General features: G+C 67.1%; 19 protein-coding genes. 8 read left to right on the forward strand and 11 right to left on the reverse strand.

Annotated features, from left to right (window positions below; genetic code table 11):
- Window positions 1–544 precede the first annotated feature (544 nt).
- A complete protein-coding gene (locus AYK61_RS06765) occupies window positions 545–2,659 on the reverse strand; it encodes an ATP-dependent DNA helicase UvrD2 (protein ID WP_397484772.1) in 2,115 nt (704 codons plus the stop codon).
- 116 nt (window positions 2,660–2,775) lie between these two features.
- On the opposite strand from AYK61_RS06765, the gene AYK61_RS06770 reads away from it, so the two are divergent.
- Window positions 2,776–3,045, forward strand: a complete 270-nt coding sequence (locus tag AYK61_RS06770) for a mycoredoxin (RefSeq protein WP_032398313.1) — start codon at window positions 2,776–2,778, stop codon at window positions 3,043–3,045.
- Between the two features lie 7 nt (window positions 3,046–3,052).
- Here the strand turns inward: AYK61_RS06770 and nudC are convergent, their stop codons facing one another.
- Together nudC and AYK61_RS06780 are read right to left on the reverse strand one after the other, a co-directional pair.
- Window positions 3,053–3,955, reverse strand: a complete 903-nt coding sequence (nudC, locus tag AYK61_RS06775; RefSeq protein WP_121872516.1) for an NAD(+) diphosphatase — start codon at window positions 3,953–3,955, stop codon at window positions 3,053–3,055.
- Between the two features lie 24 nt (window positions 3,956–3,979).
- A complete protein-coding gene (locus AYK61_RS06780) occupies window positions 3,980–5,047 on the reverse strand; it encodes a TrkA family potassium uptake protein (protein ID WP_121872517.1) in 1,068 nt (355 codons plus the stop codon).
- Between the two features lie 105 nt (window positions 5,048–5,152).
- Between AYK61_RS06780 and AYK61_RS06785 the strand changes: the two genes are divergently transcribed.
- Entirely contained in the window at window positions 5,153–5,539 is a 387-nt protein-coding gene (locus AYK61_RS06785) for a hypothetical protein (protein WP_121870257.1), read from the forward strand.
- On the opposite strand, the gene AYK61_RS06790 is transcribed toward AYK61_RS06785, so the two are convergent.
- The 4 genes from AYK61_RS06790 to AYK61_RS06805 all read right to left on the reverse strand — a co-directional run bounded on the left by AYK61_RS06790 (window position 5,502) and on the right by AYK61_RS06805 (window position 14,060).
- On the reverse strand, window positions 5,502–8,918 hold the full coding sequence (locus tag AYK61_RS06790) for an ATP-dependent helicase (RefSeq protein ID WP_121870258.1): 3,417 nt from the start codon (window positions 8,916–8,918) through the stop codon (window positions 5,502–5,504). The genes AYK61_RS06785 and AYK61_RS06790 overlap by 38 nt on opposite strands.
- Window positions 8,915–12,232: an ATP-dependent DNA helicase gene (locus AYK61_RS06795; RefSeq protein WP_121870259.1), complete on the reverse strand. Its 3,318-nt coding sequence runs from the start codon at window positions 12,230–12,232 to the stop codon at window positions 8,915–8,917. The genes AYK61_RS06790 and AYK61_RS06795 overlap by 4 nt, the downstream gene beginning before the upstream one ends.
- Before the next feature lie 65 nt (window positions 12,233–12,297).
- Window positions 12,298–12,942: a response regulator transcription factor gene (locus tag AYK61_RS06800; protein WP_121870260.1), complete on the reverse strand. Its 645-nt coding sequence runs from the start codon at window positions 12,940–12,942 to the stop codon at window positions 12,298–12,300.
- Window positions 12,939–14,060 (reverse strand): sensor histidine kinase, encoded by a 1,122-nt coding sequence (locus tag AYK61_RS06805; protein ID WP_183130192.1) that lies wholly within the window; start codon window positions 14,058–14,060, stop codon window positions 12,939–12,941. The genes AYK61_RS06800 and AYK61_RS06805 overlap by 4 nt, the downstream gene beginning before the upstream one ends.
- A gap of 137 nt (window positions 14,061–14,197) precedes the next feature.
- Between AYK61_RS06805 and AYK61_RS06810 the strand changes: the two genes are divergently transcribed.
- The 6 genes from AYK61_RS06810 to AYK61_RS06835 are packed head-to-tail and all read left to right on the forward strand — an operon-like array spanning window position 14,198 to window position 19,085.
- Entirely contained in the window at window positions 14,198–14,929 is a 732-nt protein-coding gene (locus AYK61_RS06810) for an ABC transporter ATP-binding protein (RefSeq protein ID WP_121870262.1), read from the forward strand.
- Window positions 14,926–15,702 carry an ABC transporter permease gene (locus AYK61_RS06815; RefSeq protein ID WP_121870263.1) on the forward strand — a complete coding sequence of 259 codons (777 nt, stop codon included), beginning with the start codon at window positions 14,926–14,928 and terminating at the stop codon, window positions 15,700–15,702. The genes AYK61_RS06810 and AYK61_RS06815 overlap by 4 nt, the downstream gene beginning before the upstream one ends.
- Before the next feature lie 23 nt (window positions 15,703–15,725).
- Window positions 15,726–16,502 carry an alpha/beta fold hydrolase gene (locus AYK61_RS06820; RefSeq protein ID WP_121872518.1) on the forward strand — a complete coding sequence of 259 codons (777 nt, stop codon included), beginning with the start codon at window positions 15,726–15,728 and terminating at the stop codon, window positions 16,500–16,502.
- A complete protein-coding gene (locus AYK61_RS06825; RefSeq protein WP_121870264.1) occupies window positions 16,503–16,844 on the forward strand; it encodes an MGMT family protein in 342 nt (113 codons plus the stop codon).
- Window positions 16,841–17,287, forward strand: a complete 447-nt coding sequence (locus AYK61_RS06830) for a PaaI family thioesterase (protein ID WP_259467952.1) — start codon at window positions 16,841–16,843, stop codon at window positions 17,285–17,287. Before AYK61_RS06825 ends, AYK61_RS06830 begins: the two co-directional genes overlap by 4 nt.
- Before the next feature lie 13 nt (window positions 17,288–17,300).
- Complete coding sequence (locus AYK61_RS06835; RefSeq protein ID WP_121870265.1) at window positions 17,301–19,085, forward strand: NTP transferase domain-containing protein; 1,785 nt, start codon at window positions 17,301–17,303, stop codon at window positions 19,083–19,085.
- Here the strand turns inward: AYK61_RS06835 and AYK61_RS06840 are convergent.
- The 4 genes from AYK61_RS06840 to nirB all read right to left on the reverse strand — a co-directional run bounded on the left by AYK61_RS06840 (window position 19,039) and on the right by nirB (window position 23,978).
- Window positions 19,039–19,767 carry a sirohydrochlorin chelatase gene (locus AYK61_RS06840; protein ID WP_121870266.1) on the reverse strand — a complete coding sequence of 243 codons (729 nt, stop codon included), beginning with the start codon at window positions 19,765–19,767 and terminating at the stop codon, window positions 19,039–19,041. The genes AYK61_RS06835 and AYK61_RS06840 overlap by 47 nt on opposite strands.
- A complete protein-coding gene (locus AYK61_RS06845; RefSeq protein WP_121870267.1) occupies window positions 19,767–20,972 on the reverse strand; it encodes a uroporphyrinogen-III synthase in 1,206 nt (401 codons plus the stop codon). Before AYK61_RS06845 ends, AYK61_RS06840 begins: the two co-directional genes overlap by 1 nt.
- On the reverse strand, window positions 20,969–21,361 hold the full coding sequence (gene nirD / locus AYK61_RS06850) for a nitrite reductase small subunit NirD (RefSeq protein WP_121870268.1): 393 nt from the start codon (window positions 21,359–21,361) through the stop codon (window positions 20,969–20,971). Before nirD ends, AYK61_RS06845 begins: the two co-directional genes overlap by 4 nt.
- A gap of 121 nt (window positions 21,362–21,482) precedes the next feature.
- Window positions 21,483–23,978 carry a nitrite reductase large subunit NirB gene (gene nirB / locus AYK61_RS06855; protein ID WP_121870269.1) on the reverse strand — a complete coding sequence of 832 codons (2,496 nt, stop codon included), beginning with the start codon at window positions 23,976–23,978 and terminating at the stop codon, window positions 21,483–21,485.
- Window positions 23,979–23,988: the final 10 nt, after the last annotated feature.

Below are 23,988 nucleotides of genomic sequence, written 5' to 3' on the forward strand. Positions count from 1 at the left end.
TGTCGGCCTCACGCTCGGATAGAGGAACTACCTGAACGAGAAAGGCCACGGTCCGCGTGTGCGGGTCCGTGGCCTGGTGGGGCTTGTCGAAGCGTCTACCGACAGTGAAGTCGGTGTCTGCTGTCGAGCACGGACGCACAAGGTGCGCGGTGACGTCGGGCTGCCTGAGCAACGGCTTTCGCTCCTGGTGCCAGGGCGACCTGGGCGGAATTCGAACCCGAGGCCGCATATGCGGACTCCTGCATGGGGCCGAAAGCAGAGGAACGAATCCACGTCTGCGCAACAGAGCCTGCGGCGGCGGCATGAGTGCCGAGGGGGGCAACTCCGAAAGGTGCCGTGCCGAGGACAGGGCTGAACGCGACGGTTGCGTGGGCAACGGCGGCGTGCAATGTGTTGATCATTTCTTCAGCTCCTGTTCTGGTCTCGTTGGCGGATTGGACAGTGCGCGATCTCCCGCGGCACGTGAAACAGACTAAGCCCCCTGCCGATATCTGCACAAGTTATTTTCTACCTGCGGTTTCGCGGAGATTTCCGTACCTCCGCGTCACGTGTCCGAGGCCCGCACCACGGTGAGAACTTCTTCGCCGAACCGCTCCAGCTTCTTGGCCCCGATTCCCGGAATCGCCACCAGCCCACGCTCGTCCTGCGGTTGCTGCTCCGCGATGGCCGTCAGCGTGTTGTCGCTGAACACGACGTACGCGGGCACCTTCAGTTCGCGGGACTTGTCCAGTCGCCACGACTTCAGTGCATCGAGCAGGGCGATGTCGACGTTCGACGGACAACTGTCGCACCGACCCAACATGGTCGCAGACGTGCCGATCAGGGGCTTGCCGCACAACCGACACTTGGGACCGGACTTCTTGGCCGCGGGCGCGGCAATACGCGAGGCGGGCGAGTCCTCGGGAATCAGACCGTTCAGAAACCTCGACCGGCGCCGCGATTTGCGTCCGCCCTCGTTGCGGGCGAGTGCCCATGACAGATGCAGGTGGACTCGGGCGCGCGTGACACCGACGTAGAGCAGCCTGCGTTCCTCCTCGACGGCCGCCTCGTTGTTGGCACTGGGGTCGTTGCCGATCGCGTGCGAGATCGGCAGGGTGCCGTCGGCGAGACCGACGATGAACACCGCGTCCCACTCGAGTCCCTTCGCCGCATGCAGCGAGGCGAGAGTGACGCCCTGCACCGTCGGTGGATGCCGCGCCTCGGCACGTGCGGCGAGCTCCCCCAACAACTTCTCGAGGGTCAGGTCCGGCTCGTGCACCAGAAGTTCTTCGGTGAGCTGCACCAAACCGCCGAGCGATGCCCACTTCTCGCGGGCCTGCGCACCCGTCGGCTCGGTGGCCGTCAGGCCGAGCGGAGCCAGCACCGCTCGCACCAGAGCCGGTAGTCCCTCGCCCGCCTGCGCGCCGTCGGGCAGATCGTCGCGACCGCCTGCCTGCCGCAACGCGTTGACTCCCTGCCGCACCTCGGGCCTGGTGAAGAACCCCTCACCGCCGCGAACCTGATAAGGGATCTTCAGCTCGGTCAACGCCTGCTCGTGTGCCTCCGACTGTGCGTTGATGCGGTACAGAATCGCGATCTCGGCCGGCGAGGTGCCCTTCGAGATCAACCTCTTGATCGCACGCGCCACACCGTCGGCTTCCGCAGGCTCGTCGTCGTATTCGAAGAACTCCGGCTCCGGTCCCGGCTGGCGTTGACCGATCAATTGCAATCGGGTGCCGGCGATGCGACCGCGGGCGGCTCCGATGACGCGGTTCGCCAGCGACACCACCTCGGGCGTCGACCGGTAGTCGCGCTCGAGCCGAACCACGGTGGCCTCGGGGTACTTCCGTGAGAAGTCGAGGAGATACCGCGGAGATGCGCCGGTGAAGGAATAGATGGTCTGGTTCGCGTCGCCGACGACGGTGAGATCGTCACGCTCGCCCACCCAGGCGTCGAGTACCCGTTGCTGCAACGGCGTCACGTCCTGGTACTCGTCGACGACGAAGCAGCGGTAGCGCTCACGGAACTCGTCGGCCACCGACGAATGTTCTTCGAGGGCAGCGGCCGTGTGCAACAGAAGGTCGTCGAAATCGAGCAACATCGAGTCGCCGCCGCGGGACTTGAGCTCCTCGTAGCCGGCGTACACGGCAGCGACCTTGATCGCGTCCATCGGAACGTCGCGGCGGTTGCTCGCCGCGATGCGCGGATAGTCCTCGGGTGCGATCAACGATCCCTTGGCCCATTCGATCTCTCCCGCGAGATCTCGGATGGCGTCTGTCGACGTCGACACACCGGCCCGGTTGGCCGCCTGCGAGACAACGGTGAACTTGCGATCGAGAAGCTGCCATCCGGTGTCGCCGACCACCTGCGGCCAGAAGTACTTGAGCTGACGCATGGCCGCGGCGTGAAACGTGCGAGCCTGCACCGGAGGACCGTCTCCCCCGACGCCGAGCTCACGCAGGCGGCCGCGCATCTCACCGGCCGCACGCGCGGTGAACGTCACCGCCAGTACCTGCCCCGAAGACACGTGACCGGCCGAGACGAGGTGGGCGATGCGTCGGGTGATCGTGCGGGTCTTGCCCGTGCCCGCACCGGCCAGGACGCAGACCGGTCCGCGGGGAGCCAGTACCGCCGCGGATTGCTCCGGATCGAGTCCGGCGGTCATCGCGTCGTCAGCCATGGGGTCCATTGTGTCAGTGCGTACCGACAGTTCCACCCGGGGCCGAAGCGGGTGGCCAACGGCCGATGCAGGTGTCGGCCGGAACAATCGCGTCGGCGCTCCTGTTGACTGTTGGCGTGACCACTACCGAGAACACCCCACAGACCCCGGCCGCGCTGACCGTCTACTCCACCACGTGGTGCGGTTACTGCCGCCGGCTCAAGACCCAGCTCGACCAGGCCGGAATCGAGTACGCCGAGATCGACATCGAGCAGAACCCCGAGTCGGCCGACTTCGTCGGCAGCGTCAACAACGGCAACCATGTGGTGCCGACCGTGCTGTTCGCCGACGGCTCGACGGCCACGAATCCCACTCTGGCCGAGGTCAAGCGCGCACTGTCACTCTGACCGGCCGTCAGGCCGTCGCCGCCCACGCCTCGAGCATTCCACGGGCGATGGAGATCGAGCCAGGAAGAAGCAGCCGGGAGGTCGAATCCGATCCCCAGTCGCCCAGCTCGAGTGCGGCAACAACTTCTGCTCGATCGAACCAATGGGCCTCGGCGATCTCGCCGTCCTGAAAATGGAGCGGTTGCTCCGGGTCGGCGACGGCGGAGAACCCGATCATCACCGAACGCGGAAACGGCCAGGGCTGGCTCCCCAGATACTCGATAGCGGAGACGTCGAGGCCCACTTCTTCTCTGATCTCCCGTGTCACACAGGTTTCCAGCGACTCACCGGCCTCGACGAAACCCGCCAGCACCGAGAACCGACGCTCGGGCCACGCAGGAGCTCGCGCCAGCAGCACTCGATCGCCACCGTCGTGAACCAGACAGATCACCGCCGGATCGGTACGCGGGAATTCCTCGTGACCGGTGGACGTGCTCGTCCGCGACCACCCCGCGCTCGACGGAACGGACGCCGCACCGTCGAGTGAACTGAACTGCGCGCTCGCATGCCAGTTGAGGATCGCCAGGGCACCGGTCACCATCGACAACGCGTTGCTGTCCAATCGATCACCGTCGGTACGCAGGTCGCCGACCGTGCCTGCCACGACCTCGACCCGGCGGGCCCACAGGTGTCGATCGCCGTGAATTCCGAGAAAGACCGCATCGGCCGTCGGCTCGGCAGCGACGTCCGCGGCAGGGCCGAGCACGAGGCCGTTCTCGTCCACCGGGAATCTGCCTCTGCCGTCCACGTTCAGGACCCGAGCAGTCGGCCAACCCGCCGCCAACGCTGCGGTGTCTCGGCGCAGTTCCTCTGCCCTGTTCAGTGGCGATCGGGACAGTCGAGGTGGGTGAGCGAGTTGGAATTTCGGCACGCGCACGACCCTACTTGGCTGTGGCTAGTCGCCCACGCGACGGATGTAGAGCAGTCGGTCGGACGCCTCGATCGCGTCGACTTCGGGAGTGCCGACTCGGAACAGTTTGCCGGCCCGCACCACTCCGAGAACGATGTCGGTGAGGTGTCTCGGAGATCCGCCGACCTCGTCACGCTCAACTTCACGCTCCGCGATCGCGAAGCCCGCCTCCGGGGTCAACAGATCCTCGATCATCTCCACCACGGACGGAGTCGACGTGGCGATCCCGAGCAGACGTCCCGCGGTCTCGGACGAGACGACCACCGAATCGGCCCCGGACTGACGCAGCAGGTGCGTATTCTCCGCTTCCCTGATGGCGGCGACGATCTTCGCTTTCGGAGCGATCTCGCGGGCGGTCAGAGTCACCAGAACTGCGGTGTCGTCTCGATTGGTCGCCACGATGATGGCCGACGCGTGCTGGGCACCGGTGAGCCTGAGCACATCGGACTTGGTCGCAGAACCGTGGACGGTGACCAAGCCCATCGCCGACGCGGTGTCGAGCACCATCTGATCGGTGTCGACCACGACGATGTCGGACGCCGACACGCCGTCTCCGAGCATCGCGTCGACTGCGGTACGGCCCTTGGTGCCGAAACCGATGACCACGGTGTGATTGCGCACGCTGCGTCTCCATCGCTGAATTTTGAATGCCTGCCGGGAACGCTCGGTGAGAACCGACAGCGTGGTACCGACCAACAGAATGAGGAAAAGGACCCGAAGGGGTGTGATGACCAGGATGTTGACCAGTCGCGCCGACGCACTCACCGGTGCGATGTCACCGTATCCCGTCGTCGAGAGCGACACCGTCGCGTAGTAGAACGAGTCGAGGAAGGACAGTTCGCCGTCCTGGGTGTCGCTGTATCCATCGCGATCGAGGTACACCACGAACGACGCGAGCAGCAGTATCCCCAGCGCCATCAGAACCCGCTTGTAGATGGCGCGCCACGGACTCGATTCCAGTTCCGGTACCCGGAGCACTCCGACGAGCGCGAAGTCGGGCTTGTCGGTCAGCGCGCCACTGTCACTCAGGCGCGCTCGCAACCTACCTGCCACGTCGGCCGCCGAGGTACTCACCGAAGTCGAGATCATTCACGGCACGCAGCGTAACCCCATGCCAGGCTTCCGTGCCGACGACGCAGGGTGTGGCACGGTATGCGTATGACACAGAGATCGAGTCAGGCAGCCGCATTGCGTCTCGCGGGACTGCTCGCCGGAGCCGGAGTTCTCCACTTCGTCACTCCGAAGTTCTTCGATGCCCAGGTACCGACGGCATTGCCGGGTTCGGCGCGGACCTACACGCAGGTCTCGGGGGTCGCTGAACTCGCCGTGGCTGCGACGCTGGCCGCACCGCGGACCCGTCGACTGGGCGGCGCACTCGCGGCCACCCTGTTCGTCGTGGTGTTCCCCGCCAACATCAACCTGGCATACAAGTACGTGCAGAGCCCGAAGACCTCGCCGGCTCTCAAAGCAGCGATGATCGCCCGTCTGCCACTGCAGATTCCATTGGTCACCGAGGCTCTGAAAGCCCGTCGGAACGCACCGTAGCTCCCGGCTGCTCGGGACCGACCGGGCCCTCCAGCAGCTGGGCCAATTCTATTGCGTCCGGTAGGTTCTCGGGCGCAATGGTGTGACCGCTGCGCACATAGTGGAACGCTGCGCGCACTCGGTCGAGCGGTACCGGTTCGGTGCGCCCGATGGACATCAGCTCGGCCCAGGCCAATCGGTAGGCCGCGAGCTGCATCGCTACCGCCCGCTGTTCCGACGCCGTCGGCTCTGCGCCCGTCTTCCAGTCGACGACGGTCCAGCCGCCGTCCGGGTCCGCGAACACCGCGTCGATGCGTCCTCGCAGTACCGTTCCCGCCACGGACGTCTCGAACGGCACCTCCACTTCGACGGGGCTGCGGAGCGACCACTCCGATTCGAGGAACGCCTGCTGGAGCGTTTCGAGGTCCACGTCGGCCGATGCCCCGGTGTCGGCCGAGCCCGGCAATTCGTCGAGGTCGAGCAGTCGAGTCGCGCCGAACCTCCGTTCGATCCAGGCGTGAAACGCAGTTCCTCTGCGCGCCAACGGGTTCGGTGGGAACGGCAGCGGCCTCCGCAGGCGTGACGCCAACGCATCGGGGTCGGCTGCGAGGTCGACCAGCTGCGTCACCGACAGGTTGCCGGGAAGAGCCACGTCGACTCCCGCGACCGATCTCGCGGCTCGCTCGGCGAGCAGAGTGTCGACGTCCGCGGCCCAGTTCTCGGGGTCCTCCTCGGTTCGATCCTGGACACCGTCGTCTTCTTCGCTCGGCGTGGCCGAGATGTCTGCCAGCGCGCGCAACACTTCCTGCGCTCCGCTCTCGATCGCTGCTCGTCTGGGACCGAGGGGATCGCGCGGCCAGGACGCGGTGTGCGGCACGGCTCCGAGTGGGTTCGACGCCCCGTCCTCCGGTGCCGGTGCCCACTGCTCGATCACCGCGATGTCGGCGAATTCTTCGATTTGCGTGTGCAACTCGTCGAGAAATTCCGACGGCCCACGTGGCTTCGTGGCGGTCTCGTCCCAGTGATGCGCGGATACGAGCAACACCCGTTCGGTTCGGGTGAGTGCCACGTAGAACAGTCGGCGATCCTCGGCGAGTCGACGCCTCGCCAGCGCATCCTTGTGGCTCTTGACGGCGTCCTCGAGGTCCTTGCGATTGTGGAGCCGGTCGAGTTCGAGGACCGGAACCCCTTCCGATCCTTCTCCGTCGAGTGCGCGGTCACCGCGCAACGACGGCGGCAGCTCGGCCATCGCCCCGAGCCAGGTCGAGGATGCGTTCGAGGAGGGGAACACACCCTTCGCCACGTGCGGGACCGCCACCACCTCCCATTCGAGGCCTTTCGCGGAATGGACGGTGAGCACCTGAACGCGATGGGGGGCGACGTCGACCTCACCGGGGGCGAGGCCGTCCTCGACCGTCGCCGCGGCGGCGAGGAACGACAGGAACCCGGTGACCGTGGCGGTCGGATTGTCGGCGTAATCGGCTACCACATGGGCGAATTCGTCGAGATGTTCACGACCGACCGCGCCGTCGGTGCTGATCGGCGTGCGGGCCTGAGCTTCGACACCGATGCCCATGATCCGCTCGATGTCGCCGACCAATTCCGTCAGCGGCTGACCGATTCGATCGCGCAGCAGGTGCAGCTCGCCCGCCAGCGCGACGATCCGGCGATGCCCCACTTCCGAGTACCGCTCGGCCGGACCGGGATCGGCTATCGCGTCGGCCAGACCGGCCTGCTCCGACTGCTCGCCGGGCAGGGCGCTACCGAGCGCAGCGTCGAGTGCCTGCGGGTCGTCGACGCGACCCGCGGTGCCGTACCCGCCGCGGATCTCGAGTTCTCGGGCGCGCTGCGAGAGTGCCCGCAGATCCGTCGGCCCGATCTGCCACCGCGAGCCGGTGAGGATGCGCATCGCCGAGCTACCCGCAGTGGGGTCGGCTACCAGCCGCAGCATCGCGATGATGTCGGCCACCTCGGGAACGTGCAGCAATCCACCGAGCCCGACGACCTCCACCGGTAATCCGCGGCTGCGAAGCACCTCAGCGATCGGCTCGGCGTCGGCGTTGCGGCGCACCAGAACCGCAGCGGTGGGCGGCGGCCGATCCTGCTCGAGGGCAGCGCGGTACTCCCCCGCGATCCGGTCGGCGATCCACTCTCGTTCGTCCGGAACGGTGTCGGTGACGGCCAGTCGGACATCACCGGGAACCGCACCCGGGCGGGCTCGCAGAGTCGGCACCGGCACGCCGACGCGGCGCAATGGGTCGGTGATCAGGTTGGCCAGCGTCAATGCCTCGGGCGGATTTCGCCAGCTGGTGAGCAATTCGAGCCGAGGCGCGGGGCTTCCGTCCGCCTTCGGAAAATCGGTGGCGAACCGAGGCAGATTCGCTGCCGATGCGCCGCGCCACCCGTAGATCGACTGCATCGGGTCGCCGACGGCGGTCAGGGCCAACTGCGGGTCGCTGCCGGATCCGAACAGAGACGACAGCAGGACGCGTTGGGCATGGCCGGTGTCCTGGTACTCGTCGAGCAATACGAGCCGGAAGCGTTGCCGCTCTGCGATGCCCACCTCGGCGTGCTCGGCAGCGACCCGCGCCGCCATCGACATCTGCGAGCCGAAATCCAGTGCGCCCTCGCGCCGCAGAGTCTGCGCCAGCCGTTCCACCAACGGCAGCAACTCGATTCGTTGATGCTGTGCGTCGAGGATGTTCAGCAACTCCTTGGTGGGGCCACCGCGTTGTCGCGGCCCCGGCCCGAGCGTGTGCACCAATTTCTCCAGCTCCACGTGCGCGTGCCGCAAATCCTCGGGATCGACCAGATGCTCGGCCAACTGACCGGAGAGCGCGAGTACCGCCTCGGTCACCGACGTGGGGTTGCGGTCGGTGTCCAGGTCGCCGTCCCAGGTACTGACGACCCGGTGGGCCAGCTGCCACAGTTCGGTTTCCGAGAGCAGTGTCGCGGACGGTTCGATCGGCAACAGCAAGCCGTGCTCGGTGAGCAATCGGCCTGCATAGGAGTGGTAGGTGCTCACTTCCGGCTCGGCACCGAGGATTCGCTCGCGCAATCCCAGCCCGGGGTCGAGTGCGCGCACCAGATCGGATCCGGCCAGCCGAGCCAGTCGAGCTCTGATCCGAGAGGTCAACTGCTGTGCGGCTTTTCGGGTGAAGGTCAGACCCAGAACCTGGTCGGGGTCGACGAAACCGTTGGCCACCATCCACACCACGCGGGCAGCCATGGTCTCGGTCTTGCCCGCACCTGCCCCCGCGACGACAAGCGTCGGGCCGGGCGGCGCTGCGATCACAGCGGCCTGTTCGTCGGTCGGTGGATGCTTCTGCCCGAGCGCCCGGGCGAGCTCGACCGGCGACACCCGCACCGAACCGGTCCGTGTCTTCGTCGCTGTCGTCATTGTTCGGTCACCTGCCTACCCGTCTCGTGTGCCGGGCAACTGGACTTGACCGGGCAGTGCCTGCAACCGTCGTTGATCCGCGCCTCGAACGTGGGTCCCTGCGTTGCCGATGCGGCCTGGTGCACGGTGTCTCGCCACTCCCCGAGTTTCTCCGGTGTCGGCACTTCCTGGACACGCTGCGTCGCCCCGTCCTTGTTGTGGGGCTTGGCCACGAACACCAGCCGCGCTCCGCCGGGTTCGCCCGCGGGTTCGCCCTCGATGGCACCGGCTGCCGCCGCGACCTGATAGGTGGCCAACTGATGATGGTTTCGTGCGTCCTCCTTCGACATGACGGTCTTCGCCGTCTTGACGTCGATGATCACCGGCCGACCGTCCGGATCGTGCTCGAGTCGGTCGATGCGACCGCGCAACGCCACCGCAGGCTCGTCCTCGGACCGGGCGTCGAGTATGCCGTCGACGCGCACTTCGACTCCGGCCTCGGTGAGCTCGCCTCGACTGCCCTGCAGCCACGCCTCGAAGGTCCCGAGCATCGCCCCGGTTCGGTCGAGCTCGTGCCGCGAGTACCACTGCGATCCGAGATCCACTGCATCCCATGCTGTTTCGAGGGCACGCCGGAGTTGCTCCGGCGGTATCCGACCGGCCACCGCCTGGACGAGAGTGTGCACGAGCGTGCCGGTGACCGCATGGGTGTTGGTGCCGTCGTTGCCGCCGTGACGTTCGAGCATCCACCGCAGCGGACAGGTGGTCAATTGTTCCACCGTGGACGGCGACAGCGGCACCGGACCGTCGCCGAGCTGCCACAGCGGCGCGTCGGTACTGGGCCCTGCCACCCCGAACCACTCGTCGGGATGTGCGCCGCGGACACCGGCGTGGGCGAGAGTGGCCAGATGCCGGGCCGCTCGGGCTCGCTTGTCCGGATCCTGTTCGGCGACAACCGGATCGCACACCACACTCCGCAGTTCGGCCACCAGCATGGGCAGCGCCAACACTCGGTGTGCAGTCTCCGGCCCGGGGAGCTCGGGTGCGAGATCCGATTCCTCTCCGCCGTCGACGCCGCGTAGTTCGTCCACGAATCGCGACCGGACCAGATCGGCATCTCCGGTACTGGAATCGACGGCGGTGACGAGCAAGGTCGATCGAGCGCGGCTGCACGCCACCAGAAAAAGCGTGCGCTCCTCGGCCAGCAACGGAGCCGACTTCGACAGTCGCCCGTCGAGCGCCGCAGCGGCATCGACCTTGCCGGACGCGAGGTCGACCAGAGTGTCGGTGCCCAGCAGGCTGCCGCGTGACCGCAGACCCGGCCACAGCCCTTCCTGCACCCCGGCAACCGCGACGAGCTCCCATTCCCGACCCGCCGCAGAATGCGCGCTCAGCAGCGTCACCGCGTCGGCTCGAACCGTGGGGCGGTGTGAGTTCAGAGTGGGAATCTCCTGCTGCGCAATGTAATCGAGGAATCCACCGATCTGTGCCCGCGGCAACCTGTCCACGTATGCTGCCGCCGCATCGAACAGCGCCACCACCGCATCCAGGTCGCGGTCGGCCTGGGCACCGGCCGAACCACCCCAGGCGGACGCGGCGGCCCAACGCCGCTCGAGGCCCGAAGCCTGCCACGCCGCCCACAAAACGTCCTCGACACCGCGGCCCGTGCGGGCGAGGGCCCGCGCCTTCCGGATGACACCGAGGGCTCGGCGCAACGGGGCGGACTCCACGTCCGAGAGTCCGTTCGTCCAACCGGCACTCCCCCGAGCGTCGTCGGTGAGTACGACTCTGAGCAACTCGGCCGAGTCGCGCTCGCCGCCCGATGCGAGCTCGAGCCTGCGCACTCCCCGGCGCAATCGCCGCAGACCCACCGGGTCGGCTCCGCCGATCGGCCCGGAGAGCAACGCGAGTGCATCTTCACCGTCGAAGCTCGGGTCGGAGATCGCCCGTAGTACCAGCAGGAGACCCACTGCCCCGTGCTGCCGGTGCAGCGGCAGCTCCGAAGTCGGGGTGATCATCGGAACCCCTGCGCCGTGCAGAGCCCGCCGCAACGGTGCGAGGGTGCGCGGCACGGACCGCACCACGATCGCCATCTCGGACCACGGCATGCCGTCGATCAGGTGGGCCCGACGCATGGCGTCGGCGATGATCGCCGCCTCCTTCGCTGGCGAGGACACGACGTGCACTCGCACTGCCGGTGCACCGAATCGGGCGGTGCCCACCGGTTCGGGACATCGGTGCCGACCGAGCCCGGGCAGCCGTCCGGCGACGATGTCGGTCAGCTCCGCGACCTCGGGCACCGACCGGTGATTGCGAGTGAGCAGCACGCGACGCGGCGAATCCACCTCGACCAGGTCGGCCACGAAGGTGGGGTCGGCACCCCGGAAGGTGAACACGGCTTGATCGGGATCTCCGGCGACGACGGTGGATTCGGTGTCGGTGCCGATCAGCCGAACCAGCTGTGCTGCCTGCGGATCGAGGTGCTGCGCGTCGTCGACGACGAGGTGCCGGATGCGGGCGCGTTCGCTGCGCAGCAGTTCGGGATCGGTGGCGAAGGCCATGAGCGCGGCACCGATCAGCTCGGCGGCGTCCAGACCAGGTGCAGTGGCTCCGGCCGCTTCCACTCCGACGGCACCGCGCAACAACATGGCCTGCTCGTATCCGGCGGCGAACCTCCCGACGGCAACCCACTCGGGTCTGCCGTGCTTGCGACCGAGTTTGACGAGGTCTTCCGGACCGATCCCGCGTTCGGCGGACCTGAGCATCATGTCTCGCACCGCGGTGACGAATCCCGCGGTGCCCAGTGCCGGACGCAGTCGCTCCGGCCAGTCGCCTGCCCCGTCCTCGAGATCGCCGCGCAGCATCTCGCGCACCACGGCGTCCTGCTCGGCACCGGTCAGCAAGCGCGGTGGCGGATTGCCGTACAGCGAGGCCTGCAGCCGCAGCACCGCGAAGGCGTAGGAGTGCACCGTGCGCACCAACGGTTCACGGGTCGCTCGTAGTGCGTGATCGCCACTGAAGAGACCCGAAGTGATGACCTCGCGCACCGCGGTTGCCGCCCGTTTGGACTGTGTGAGCACCAGAACCGACTCCGGATCACCGGTGACGATGCGCGAGACGGCGTAATCCGCGACAAGGGAGGTCTTACCCGTGCCGGGGCCACCCAGGATCTGCCACGGATTCCATCGCGGAGCGCCTTTCGCGGCCTCGGCTGCCGCGTCGGGAGTCGACGCCAGCAGCCGCGCTGCCGGGCCGTTCCACTCCCGTGCCGGGCGAGCCACCTTGGGTGCACGGACGAGAGTGACCGTCGCGCCGTGTCTGCCGTCCGAGCTCATGACACAGATGCAATCACGAGCCACCGACACATCGACCGTCGCCCGGACGGAGCCCTGGACAACGGTCAGTCGAGCAGCCCGTCGCGCAGCGCACGCAGAACTGCGCTCGTTCTGTCGTTCGCACCCAGTTTGAGAATGGCCGAAGACATGTGGTTCTTGACGGTTCCCTCGGCCAGATGCAATGCATCGGCAATCGACCTGTTGGTGTACCCGCTTGCGACGAGCCGTAGGACGTCGATCTCGCGGGCTGTGAGTGTGTCGGCGACTCCGACGTCGCTCGGGCCGTGCTTCCCGGTCCGAAAAGCGTCCAGCAATCTCTCGGTGATGGCAGGTTGCGCCAAGGTGCGCCCGGCCGCGAGTTCACGTACAGCACCGCCGAGCCGCTCGAAGGTCACGTCCTTGAGCAGATAACCCTTCGCGCCCGCACGCAGCGCCCCGAGCACCAACTCGTCGTCGTCGAACGTCGTCAGCACCAGGACCGGAACCGTGATTCCTCTGTCCTGCAATGCCCGCAGCGTCCACAGTCCGTCGAACCGCGGCATGCGTAGATCGAGCAACACCACATCGGGAGGATCGAGTTCGATCGACGCGACCGCAGCAGCGCCGTCGTCCGCCTCGCCGGTCACCTCGATGTCGGGGTCCAGTTCGAGCAGGCTGCGGATACCCTGCCGAACCAGAGTGTGGTCGTCGACGATCAAGACCGTGATCACGGTGCGGGCACCGTCGCCTGGACCGCGAAACCGCGATCGACCGAGAACGTGACCGTGCCGCCCAGTCCTTCGATGCGTTCTCGGATACCTTGCAGCCCGTGCCCCGGCTCGAAATCGGCCGACGCCCGGCCGTCGTCGCGCACCGAGACCGACAGCGCACCGGCCGGATCCGCAGTCACCTCTATCCACATCTCTTCGGCATTCGCATGGCGAATGGTGTTGGTGATCATCTCCTGCACGCAGCGCACCACCGCCACCGCGCGAGCTTCGTCGACCCGAATGTCGGGGTCGACCGTCAGATGCACAACGGGTTCGGGCAGCTGCGCAACCAGACGATCGAGCGACTCCCCCAGCACCGGAGTCCTGCTGCGCACCTCGCCGACGGTCGCCCGGACGTCGCCGAGCAGGTCACGTGCGATGGTTCGAGCCCGAACGACGTGCTCGCGTGCGGGCCCGGGCACCTGATGGGATGCCACCTCGAGCTCGAGGCTCAGTGCGGTGAGCTGGTGACCGAGCACGTCGTGCAACTCTCGCGCGATTCTCAACCGCTCGTCGGCACGGGAGGAATCGTCCAACAACGCACTGGCGGTGCGCAGTTCGGCATGCGCGACCGCGAGTTCCCGACGCAACCGAGCCTGCCGCAGCTGCGCGGTCACCGACAACGCACTGGCCACCTGCAGCGCACCGTAGATCGATGCGATCAGCGCGATCTCCGAGATCCGTCCACCCCGGATCGCAACCGACACCCCCACACAGCAGGTGAAGACCGCAACGATGACCGCCACCGACGAGCCGGACACCCGATACACGGCGAACGTCGAGGTGAAGACCAGCAGAATGGGCAACCAACCTGCCGTCGGGGCGGTCAGCACCAGAACCGGTGCCAGCACCACCTGTGCGGCGAAGCATGCGCGCACGAGACGATCCGGCAGCCGGTCTTCCCACCACATGCCCGCGGTCTGCGCGAGCAGGAAGGCTGCGAACAGCGCAGCCCAGACCCAACGCGGAGCCGAGAGGCCGTCGGCGATCGACCGATCGAAGACGACGAGAGCGCCCATCGCGACCGCGAGCGCGGACACGAACGCACCGGCCAGAACGTCGGGTCCGAGGCGTCTCATTCTGTCGACCCTATCGCCAGGTCCGCCCGCACACCCCCTGCCGAAAGTCACGATCACCATCGATGACCATCGGCACCTGTGCGCAGGCCACGGCGGATCTAGCGTCGAAATCGACACGATCGAGGAGGGAGCATCGGATGGCAGCGATCGACGTTCGAGACATCACCCAGCGGTATCGGGGGCGGACAGCCCTGGCAGGAGTGCGCCTCACAGTGGCCGAAGGCGAAACACACGGCCTGCTCGGGCGTAACGGCGCCGGCAAGACGACTCTGGTCGAAACCGTTGCGGGCCTTCGTAAACCGAGCTCGGGTGCCGTGCGAGTTCTGGGACTCGACCCCTTCACCGAGCGCGATCGAGTGCGAGCCGTTCTGGGAGTACAGCTGCAGTCCAACGATCTTCACACCGCGCTCACCGTTGCCGAACTGGTCGATCTGTTCGCCTCCTTCTACCGTCGACCTGCCGATCGAGACGCTCTCGTCCGTGCGGTGGGCCTGCACGAGCACCGCCGGGTGCGCTACGAGCGGCTGTCCGGTGGCCAGCAACAGCGGTTGTCGGTGGTCCTCGCCCTGATCGGTTCCCCTCGGGTCGTCCTGCTCGACGAGCTCACCACCGGACTCGATCCGGATGCACGACGCACCGTGTGGCGACTGATCGAGGACCTCCGCGCAGACGGTGTCACCATCCTGCTGGTCAACCATCACATGGACGAGGTACACCGCCTGTGCGATCGCATCACCGTCCTCGATCGAGGGTCCGTCGTGGCCACCGGCACACCGGAATCTCTGATCGTCGACGCCGGCCTCGGAGGCGACCACCGGGCCACCCTCGAAGACGCATTCCTGACGCTGACGGAACGGAGCTCGGCATGACCACACACGACATCGACGCAGCACCTCGTCCGGGCCTGCGCGCCACCGGCGCACTCGTCGGGGCCGAAATGCGCATGGTCATCCGGGACACGGCCGGACTGATCGTCCCCATCGCCCTCCCGGTTCTCGTACTGGTGATGAACGGCTCGGGTACTTCGGCGGAGATCGTCGGTCCCGGCGCGATCACCGCGTTCGATCGGTTCGTCCTGCCGCTCGCCCTGACCATGATCATCGCCGTCATCGGCATCGTGAACATGCCGAGCTTTCTTGCGCTCTATCGCAAGTCCGGCGTGCTGAAGCGACTGTCGACGACACCGATCCGACCGGCGCAGGTGCTGGCTGCGCAGGTGATCACCAGCGCCGTCCAGGCGACACTCGGAATCGGTATCGCTCTGTCCACTGGCGCCCTGCTCTTCGGAATCACGCCCCCGCACAACCCCATCCTGGTTGCGGCCATCGTGGTGCTCGGTGCCGCCGCGATGTACTCGCTGGGGATCGTGGTGGCTGCCGTCGCACCCACTGCGAACTCGGCCGTCGCGATCGGCCTGACCCTGTTTCTGGCTCTCGGTGCCACCGGCGGACTGTTCGGACCGGTCGCGGATCTGCCGGAGCCTGTTGCGGCCGTCGGTGAGGTACTCCCCTTCGGTGCCACCGTCACTGCGCTGGGATCGGCTTGGGCCGGAACGCCTGTCGACATCGTCGGACCCATCGGGCTCGTGATCGCGGTGATCGCCGGAACCGCATGCGCGATCCGGTTGTTTCGCTGGTCCTAGCGCGATACGGCATAGTGGTCGACGTGCCCGAGTTGAATCTGCATACGTTCGGACCCGCAGACGGTCCCGAAATCCTCGCCATCCACGGTGTCACCGGACACGGTGCCCGGTGGTGGGATCTCGCCGAGAACCACCTACCCGAGGCCAGGATTCTGGCACCCGACCTCATCGGTCACGGGCATTCGATGTCCACGCCGCCCTGGGACATCGACGCTCAGGTCACGGCTCTGAAATCCGTGCTCGACGCCCATGCGCGCGGACCGGTGGTGGTCCTCGGCCACTCGTACGGCGGCGCGTTGGCCGTGCACCTCGCGCAGAGATTCCCCGAAACGGTACGCGCCCTGGTGCTGCTCGATCCCGCGATCGCGTTGCCGCCGGAGGAACTGCTCGAAGTGGCCGAGGCGACCGCGAAGTTCCCCGATTACACCGACGCCGACGAAGCGCGCTCGGAGAAGATCCACGGCGCGTGGGCCGACGTGCCGACCGAACTCCTCGACCGCGAGGTCGCCGAACATCTGGTTCCGGCCGAAGACGGGAAGGTCGCGTGGCGGATGTCCATTCCGGCCGTCGTCGCGACGTGGGGCGAGCTGGCCCGCCCGCTGGTCGTACCGGCCGAGAGCATCCCGACCATCGTGGTACGGGCGATGCGCGTCCAACCTCCCTATGTCACCGAAGAATTCCTCTCGGCGCTGCGAGACCGGCTGGGCGAGAACCTGCGTACCGTCGAACTCGACTGCGATCACATGGTCGGCCAGGCCAAGCCGGTCGAGGTCGCCGAACTGGTGCGATCCCTGCTGTAGATGGCCCCGATCACCGAAGCCCAGGTCGAGAGAGTTCGCGCGTTGGTCGCGTCGATCCCCCGGGGGTTCGTTGCCACCTACGGAGACATCGCAGCAGCCGCAGACCTGTCGAGCCCGCGTATCGTCGGTTGGATCATGCGCACCGATTCTGCCGATCTGCCCTGGCATCGAGTCCTCGGCGCGAGTGGAAAGCCGGCCCCGCACCTGGCCTCGCGACAGCTCGAGACTCTGCGCACCGAAGGCGTACCGATACACGACGGGCGCGTGCCACTGACCTCGATTCGATTCGACTTCGGGGCGCTCCCGCCGCCTCCGCCGCCGACCACTAATCTCGGAGAATGAACATCAGGGACGCACTCGAGCAGTTCGACCCACGCCCCACGGCGAAGTACGCGCTGTCGAAGGCGAGCAGCTTCGTCGCCTCCGCCGGTCTCGTCGTCGACGAGGTCTCGGGCACCAGAGTGGCGGGGCACATCGATTTGACGGACGAGCACTTCACCCCGTGGGGCGTCGTTCACGGCGGCGTCTACACCACTGCCGTCGAGAGCGCCGCCAGCATCGGTGCCAGCGAGGCGGTCAAGGATCGCGGTGAGTTCGCAGTCGGCGTTCACAACGGCACCGACTTTCTCCGCGCCAGCAAGGGCGGCCGCGTCGACGTTGTCGCAGAACCGTTGCAGCAGGGCCGCATTCAGCAACTGTGGCTGGTCACGATCACCGCCTCCGACAGCGGCAAGATCATCGCGCGTGGGCAGGTTCGCCTGCAGAACGTGCCGCTGCCGACATGACAGCGCCCGCACCATGACGCCGATCTGCGACGCGATCGTTCTCGCCGGCGGTCGAGGGTCGAGGATGTCAGATCCCGAGCACCCCACCGCGCCCGGAGAGGTCGACAAGCCTGCCCTGACCGTCGGCGGGCGTCGCATGGTCGATATCGCCGTGGACGCGGTATCAAGTTGTCGCAGAACGGTTCTGGTGGGCCCGACCCGTACCGGAGTGCCCGAGCACGTGGTGCAGACTCGCGAGTCGCCCGCAGGCGGTGGGCCCGTCGCTGCCCTTGCCGCGGGACTGCGATCACTCGACGACTGTGCGGATTCGGAGGGCACTGCAGATCTGGTCGTCGTCGTCGCGTCGGATCTGCCCTTTCTCGACGCCGCGGCGGTCGAATCGCTGACCGGATCCATCTCGCACTCGCAGACCGACGCCGTCTTCGCCCGCGACGATGCGGGCCGCACGCAATTCCTGCTCGGAATCTGGCGACAATCCGCACTGCGTTCCGCGCTGGCGCAACTGGATTCGGTCGATGGTGCGCCCATGCGCACGATCCTTCCGTCCGAACATCTGGTGATCGCGGTGTCCGGTGTCGAGGACTGCGACACCCCCGCCGATCTTCTCGCCGCCCGCCTCGCCGCACGGCCGTCGGAGACACTCGAGGTGAGCGAGGCACTCGAACGCATCCGGAGCCGGCTCTCCGCCCTATCGATTCGGCGAATTCCCCTGCAGGACAGCACCGGGACTGTCCTCGCGGAACCGCTCGTGACCCAGACCGCGTTGCCGGCCGTCGACATCTCCGCGATGGACGGCTACGCCGTCTGCGGCACCGAACCGTGGACGCTACGGTCCGACATCGCATACGCCGGAAGCTCCGACGTCGCCCGACTCACCGAAGGAACGGCCGTGCGCATCGCGACCGGCGCTGCGCTTCCGCCCGGAGCGACATCGGTGGTTCGCGACGAACACATGACTCGCGAGTCCGACGGTTCGGCTCGGCGTATGCCGACGGCCCCGCAGTCCGACGACACGCGTCGACGCGGCGAGGACTGGCTGCCCGGCACCGAACTCGTCGCAGCAGGCACCCCGATCGATGCCGCCGTCCGGTCGCTCGCCGCCAGTGCAGAGGTGTTCGAGGTGGCGGTGCGCGGTCCGGTCCGAGGACGAGTGGTCATCAGCGGCAACGAGATTCGATCCACCGGACCACTCGCTCCCGGCGAGACCAGGGATGTTCTCGGATCGGTGTTGCCGGAGTACCTGGCACACTGCGGCATCTCCGTCGTCGATGTGGCGCTGCTCGACGACACCGCAACGGGGTTCCGAGACGTGCTGACCCGAACCCAGGATGTGGACGTGATCATCGTCGTCGGGGCAACCGGAGGTGGGGCCGCAGATCAACTCCGTGCGACCCTCACCGGCCTCGATGCCGAGACCGTCGTCGGGCGAATGCGGATGCGTCCCGGCGGTTCTCAGATCACCGCGGCACTGCCCGACGGCACGGTGGTGCTCGGCCTACCGGGGAACCCGTTGGCGGCCGTCGGCACCGCGATGCTCACCGCGCCCGCCATCGTCGATGCCCTGACCGGGAGAACGGTGCGCCCGCCGCGAATCGGCCTGTTGTCCAATGCCGCCGAGGTTCGATCCGCGGCTCCTCGCCTCGTCCCGGTCACCGCGGACGGCACGCGGTGGCGCGCAGACACCCAGGTCCGCACGGCGCACCTGGCCCACCTCGTCGGCCGCGACGCCCTGGCAGTGATTCCGGCCGAGGTCAGCGCCGACGAGCCGGTGACAATTCTTCCGTTGCCGCACCACTAGATTCACCGAGAGAGCGAACACCCTCGCGGTAGCGCGCGACCACGAGATCGACGATCGCGGCATGCACTCCGAGCGGTTGACCGACGCCGTCGGCCCCGGCGTCAGCCAAACGAGTGTGAAAGAGCCCGCGCGCCAACAGATACGACGCCACGAACACACGTTCGTGTCCGGCTTCTCGTAGAGTCGAGACCGCGTCGGACACGGTGGGGGTGCTGGTGGCGACGTAGCCGATACGCACCGGCACCCGGGCGACGTCGGCCAGCATCGCTGCCGCGCGTCGATGTTCTTCCAACGCCCGAGCGTCGGAGGATCCTGCGGCAGCGAGCACGATGCAGTCACCCGCCTGCCATCCTGCATCGCGCAATCGGTCGACCATGACCTCGGCCAGCACGGGGTCGGGTCCGAGAGCACGGGTGACCGCGACCGACGTGTGGGCGCTGTCGGCGATCTCTCGCGGCACGTCGGTGTGCACGTGGTAGCCCGAGGCAAGGAAAGCGGGAACCACGACCGCCGACTCGGCGGTGTCGCGGAGCACCTCGGCCGGCGACGGCCCGAGGACGTCGACGAATGCCACCCGCGTGGTACCGATCTGCGTCGACACGGCATCGGCGAGTGCGGCGATCATCTCGACACCACGGGGGTTGCGGGTGCCGTGTGCAACCAACACCAGAGTCGGTGTCATCAGTACTTTCCCCCTTCTACGACGGCCGCACGTGCGGCCGATTCGTCGGAATCGCAGTCCGTTTCGGTCTCGATGTGATCGAGTGCGATGCGATAGCCGCGCTTGACCACGGTCTGGATCGCTTTCGGCGCGCCCAGCGAGGACCTGAGTCTGGTCATCGCGGTTTCCACCGCGTGGGTGTCTCCGCCTCCACCGGGCAGCGACGCCAACAGGTCCTCGCGGGAGACGACGCGTCCGGGATTGCGGGCCAGTGTCTTCATCAGCGCCATGCCTGCCGGGGACACCGGTCGAACTTCACCGTCGACCACCACGCACTTACCGCGGACACTGACCACGTGTCCGCCTGCATGCAGCCGACCGGTGCGCCTCGGCAATTCTTCGGCGATGTGCCGCGCGAGTGCCCCCAGACGCGCTCGTGTGGGCTGTGTGGTGGCCACGTCGAGTTGTTCGAGGGGCGCGGCCGTGACCGGTCCGACGCACACCGGCAGCACCCTCGATCGCATCGATTGCAGCAGGGGTTCGAGTACGCCGTTCTCGTCGGCCCGCATCAGCATCGACGCCACCGCCGGTGCCGAGGTGAAGCTGAGGGCGTCGAGATCCCCGACGATGACGGCTTCGATCATCCGGTCCATCGGGCTCTGGTCGTCGGGCGCGGTCCAGCGGTACACCGGCACCGGAACCACTTCGGCTCCCGCGCAGCGCAACACCTCGCAGAAATCGGGGACCGGCTCCCATTCGGTGGTCGCGCCGTGCAGCTGCACGGCGATACGTTTGCCCTCCACCCCTTCGGCGAGCAGATGTTCGAGTACCTCCGCCGAGGACTCCGAAACGGGTGACCATTCCTCGCGCAGATCGGCCGCTCGGATGGCTCCTTTGGCCTTCGGGCCGCGAGCCAGCAGGCGGGACGCGCCCAGTGCGCGCCCCAGTTCTTCTGCCCGACCCCACCCGTCCGCTGCCTCGATCCAGCCACGGAATCCGATTCCTGTTGTGGCCACGGTTATTTCGGGAGGATCAGCGATGACGGCGGCGGTGACGCGTTCGAGTTCGGCGTCGTCGGCCAATGGGATGATGCGAATCGCGGGGGCGTGCATCACGGTGGCACCGCGCCGCTCGAGCAGAGTCGCGAACTCCTCGGCCCGACGCGACGCGGTGATCCCGACTGTGAACCCGGCCAGAGGCGTTGCTGCCCCGGCGATTTCGCTCACGTAGATCCGCCGCGGACGAGCACGACGCCTTCGACGCAGGAGACCTCGAACGATCCGAGGGTGACCTGTGGGTCGTCGAGGCAGCGCCCGTCGGCCAGGGAGAAGACCTGCTTGAGCAGCGGCGATGCGACGGTGGGTTCGCCCCCTCGGTCTCCCACCAGTCCGCGTGACATCACTGCTGCGCGCCCGTACGGATCGATGTTGCCCACCGCGAACAACCGCCCGTCCGCGAGCAGAAACAGCGCCGCCTGGGTGCCCCCGCGCAGGAGCACCGCCACTCCACGCCCCGGAATCAGCGCGTCGAGTGTGCAGGCCGGGGTCCAATCACGAGCGAGGTCGTTCGGTACCGCTGTTGCTGACTTCACTGTTGATGAATCGATGACAGTCATGGCGCACCTCCTGGTCAGCTATTCCACGTTGCTTGTGTTTCTGGCCCGTTAAGTCGCGATTACTCGTCTGTGCACATGCACTCAGTCTCGTGACCTGCCGGTTGTCAGCTCCCGCGTCGACTCACGCGCCGATACGTGGCATTCCCATCAGCACGGGCACCTTGCGCACCCCGGACTCGTCGAACGCGATGGTGGGATCGGTCTCGTCCGGAGCATTGACGAAGGAGACGAACCGGCCGAGCTTCTCGTCGTCCTCGAGCACACCGGCCCACTCGTCCTTGTACCCGGCGACGTGGCGTTCCATGTCGGCCTCGAGCTCGGCACCGATGCCGAGACTGTCCTCGCACACGACGGCTCTGAGGTGATCGAGTCCCCCGTCCAGCGATTCGAGCCACGGCGCCGTGCGTTGCAGCCGATCGGCGGTACGCACGTAGAACATGAGGTAGCGGTCGATGTAGCTGACCAGGGTGGCATCGTCGAGGTTGGAGGCCAGCAGCTGCGCGTGCTTGGGCGACTGACCGCCGTTGCCGCCCACGTACAGGTTCCAGCCGCCCTCCGTCGCGATGATTCCGACGTCCTTGCCACGGGCCTCGGCGCATTCTCGCGCGCAACCCGAGACACCGAACTTGATCTTGTGCGGCGACCGTAGACCCCGGTAGCGGTTCTCGAGGTCGACCGCCATCCCCACCGAGTCCTGGACGCCGTAGCGGCACCACGTGGACCCCACGCAGCTCTTGACCGTCCGCAACGACTTCCCGTACGCCTGGCCCGATTCCATCCCGGCGTCGACGAGGCGCTTCCAGATCGCAGGCAACTGCTCCACCCGGGCACCGAACATGTCGATACGCTGGCCCCCGGTCACCTTGGTGTACAGCCCGAAGTCGCGAGCGACCTCACCGATGACGATGAGCTGCTCGGGCGTGCACTCGCCGCCGGGCATCCGGGGCACCACCGAGTACGTGCCGTTCTTCTGGATGTTGGCCAGGAAGTGATCGTTGGTGTCCTGCAACGACGCCTGCTCGCCGTCGAGAATGTGATCCGAGGACGTCGACGCGAGAATCGATGCCACGACGGGCTTGCAGATGTCGCAACCGGTTCCCGTGCCGTACTTGGCGATCAGCGACGAGAAGGTGCGGGTGTCGGTGGCCCGAACGATCTCGAACAGCTCGGCTCTGGACTGAGCGAAGTGCTCGCACAACGACTTCGAGAGCACCACACCGGATGCCGCCAGCAACGACTTGATGGACGGCAGGCATCCACCACAGGTGGTACCCGCGGTGGTACAGCTCTTCACGGCCGCCAGATCGCAGGCTCCGTCGGCGATCGCCGAACAGATGGCACCCTTGCTCACGCCGTTGCAGGAACAGATCTCGGCGTCGTCGGGCAGCGCACCGATACCGACCTGTTCGGCTGCCGGTGAGATCAGGGCACCCGGGTCGCCGGGCAATTCCCGTCCGACGAGCGGACGAAGCAACGAGTACGCGGAGGCATCGCCGACGAGGATGCCGCCGAGGAGCGTCTTGGCGTCGTCGGTCACGACGAGCTTGGCGTACGTGCCCTTGGGCGCGTCGCTGAACACCACCTCGAGTGCACCCGGTGTGGCCGCCATCGCGTCGCCGAAGCTCGCGACGTCGACGCCCATCAGCTTGAGCTTGGTGGACATGTCGGCGCCCGGGAATTGCGCTGCGCCGCCGAGCAATCGGTCGGCCACGACCTCCGCCGTCGAATATCCGGGGGCGACCAGGCCGTAGCACCGACCCTCGACCGCGGCACATTCGCCGATCGCGTAGACGGCAGGGTCGGAGGTACTGCACCCGATGTCGACCATGATGCCGCCGCGCTCACCGACCTCGAGGCCACTCTCGCGGGCCAGCCGATCCTGTGGACGCACACCGGCGGAGAACACCAACAGCGCGGCGTCGATGGTGCTGCCGTCGCTCAGTTCGACGGTCAGGCCTGCGCTGTCGTTCTCGGAAATCGACGACGTGCCCACTCCCACGTGCACGTTCAACCCGAGTTCGGTGACGAGGCGAGCCAACAGCGCGCCGCCGCCCTCGTCCACCTGCAACGGCATCAATCGTGGAGCGAACTCGATGACGTGCGGGGTCATGCCCATCTTCTTCAGCGCGTTCGCCGCTTCCAGACCGAGGAGGCCACCACCGACCACCACACCGACGGCTCCCGGTCCCGCGGCGTCGGCCCGGGCACGGATCTTGTCCAGGTCGTCGAGGGTGCGGTAGACGAAGCACGCGGGCAGGTCGTGTCCGGTGATCGGCGGCACGAACGGGTAGGAACCGGTGGCGAGGACCAGAGCGTCGTATTCGACCGTGTCTCCCGCCGAGGTCACGACGGTGCGGTGGTCACGGTCGATGCGATCGGCCCGTACTCCGGTGCGCATCTCGACGAGTGCGTCACCGGGATAGTCGTTGCCCGCCAGAGCGAGTTCCTTGTGGTCCCAGGCACCGACGTAGGACGACAGTCCCACCCTGTCGTACGCCGCCAGTGCCTCTTCACACAGGACCGTGATCTTCCACTCCGCTGCCTCGTCGCGCGCACGCAACGCTTCGACGAATCGGTGTCCGACCATCCCGTGACCTACCACTACCGCGTTCTTCATTGCGGGTCCT

The sequence above is a fragment of the Rhodococcus sp. SBT000017 genome, assembly GCF_003688915.1.
Lineage (GTDB): Bacteria > Actinomycetota > Actinomycetes > Mycobacteriales > Mycobacteriaceae > Rhodococcoides.

What these genes read in the sequence shown, in the direction of transcription:
- AYK61_RS06765 (WP_397484772.1), bottom strand. Translation starts at nt 2,659, where the DNA reads ATGGCTGACGACGCGATGACCGCCGGACTCGATCCGGAGCAATCCGCG.
- AYK61_RS06785 (WP_121870257.1), top strand. Translation starts at nt 5,153, where the DNA reads ATGACACAGAGATCGAGTCAGGCAGCCGCATTGCGTCTCGCGGGACTG.
- AYK61_RS06790 (WP_121870258.1), bottom strand. Translation starts at nt 8,918, where the DNA reads ATGACGACAGCGACGAAGACACGGACCGGTTCGGTGCGGGTGTCGCCG.
- AYK61_RS06795 (WP_121870259.1), bottom strand. Translation starts at nt 12,232, where the DNA reads ATGAGCTCGGACGGCAGACACGGCGCGACGGTCACTCTCGTCCGTGCA.
- AYK61_RS06805 (WP_183130192.1), bottom strand. Translation starts at nt 14,060, where the DNA reads ATGAGACGCCTCGGACCCGACGTTCTGGCCGGTGCGTTCGTGTCCGCG.
- AYK61_RS06810 (WP_121870262.1), top strand. Translation starts at nt 14,198, where the DNA reads ATGGCAGCGATCGACGTTCGAGACATCACCCAGCGGTATCGGGGGCGG.
- AYK61_RS06815 (WP_121870263.1), top strand. Translation starts at nt 14,926, where the DNA reads ATGACCACACACGACATCGACGCAGCACCTCGTCCGGGCCTGCGCGCC.
- AYK61_RS06825 (WP_121870264.1), top strand. Translation starts at nt 16,503, where the DNA reads ATGGCCCCGATCACCGAAGCCCAGGTCGAGAGAGTTCGCGCGTTGGTC.
- AYK61_RS06830 (WP_259467952.1), top strand. Translation starts at nt 16,841, where the DNA reads ATGAACATCAGGGACGCACTCGAGCAGTTCGACCCACGCCCCACGGCG.
- AYK61_RS06835 (WP_121870265.1), top strand. Translation starts at nt 17,301, where the DNA reads ATGACGCCGATCTGCGACGCGATCGTTCTCGCCGGCGGTCGAGGGTCG.
- AYK61_RS06840 (WP_121870266.1), bottom strand. Translation starts at nt 19,767, where the DNA reads ATGACACCGACTCTGGTGTTGGTTGCACACGGCACCCGCAACCCCCGT.
- nirD (WP_121870268.1), bottom strand. Translation starts at nt 21,361, where the DNA reads ATGACTGTCATCGATTCATCAACAGTGAAGTCAGCAACAGCGGTACCG.
- nirB (WP_121870269.1), bottom strand. Translation starts at nt 23,978, where the DNA reads ATGAAGAACGCGGTAGTGGTAGGTCACGGGATGGTCGGACACCGATTC.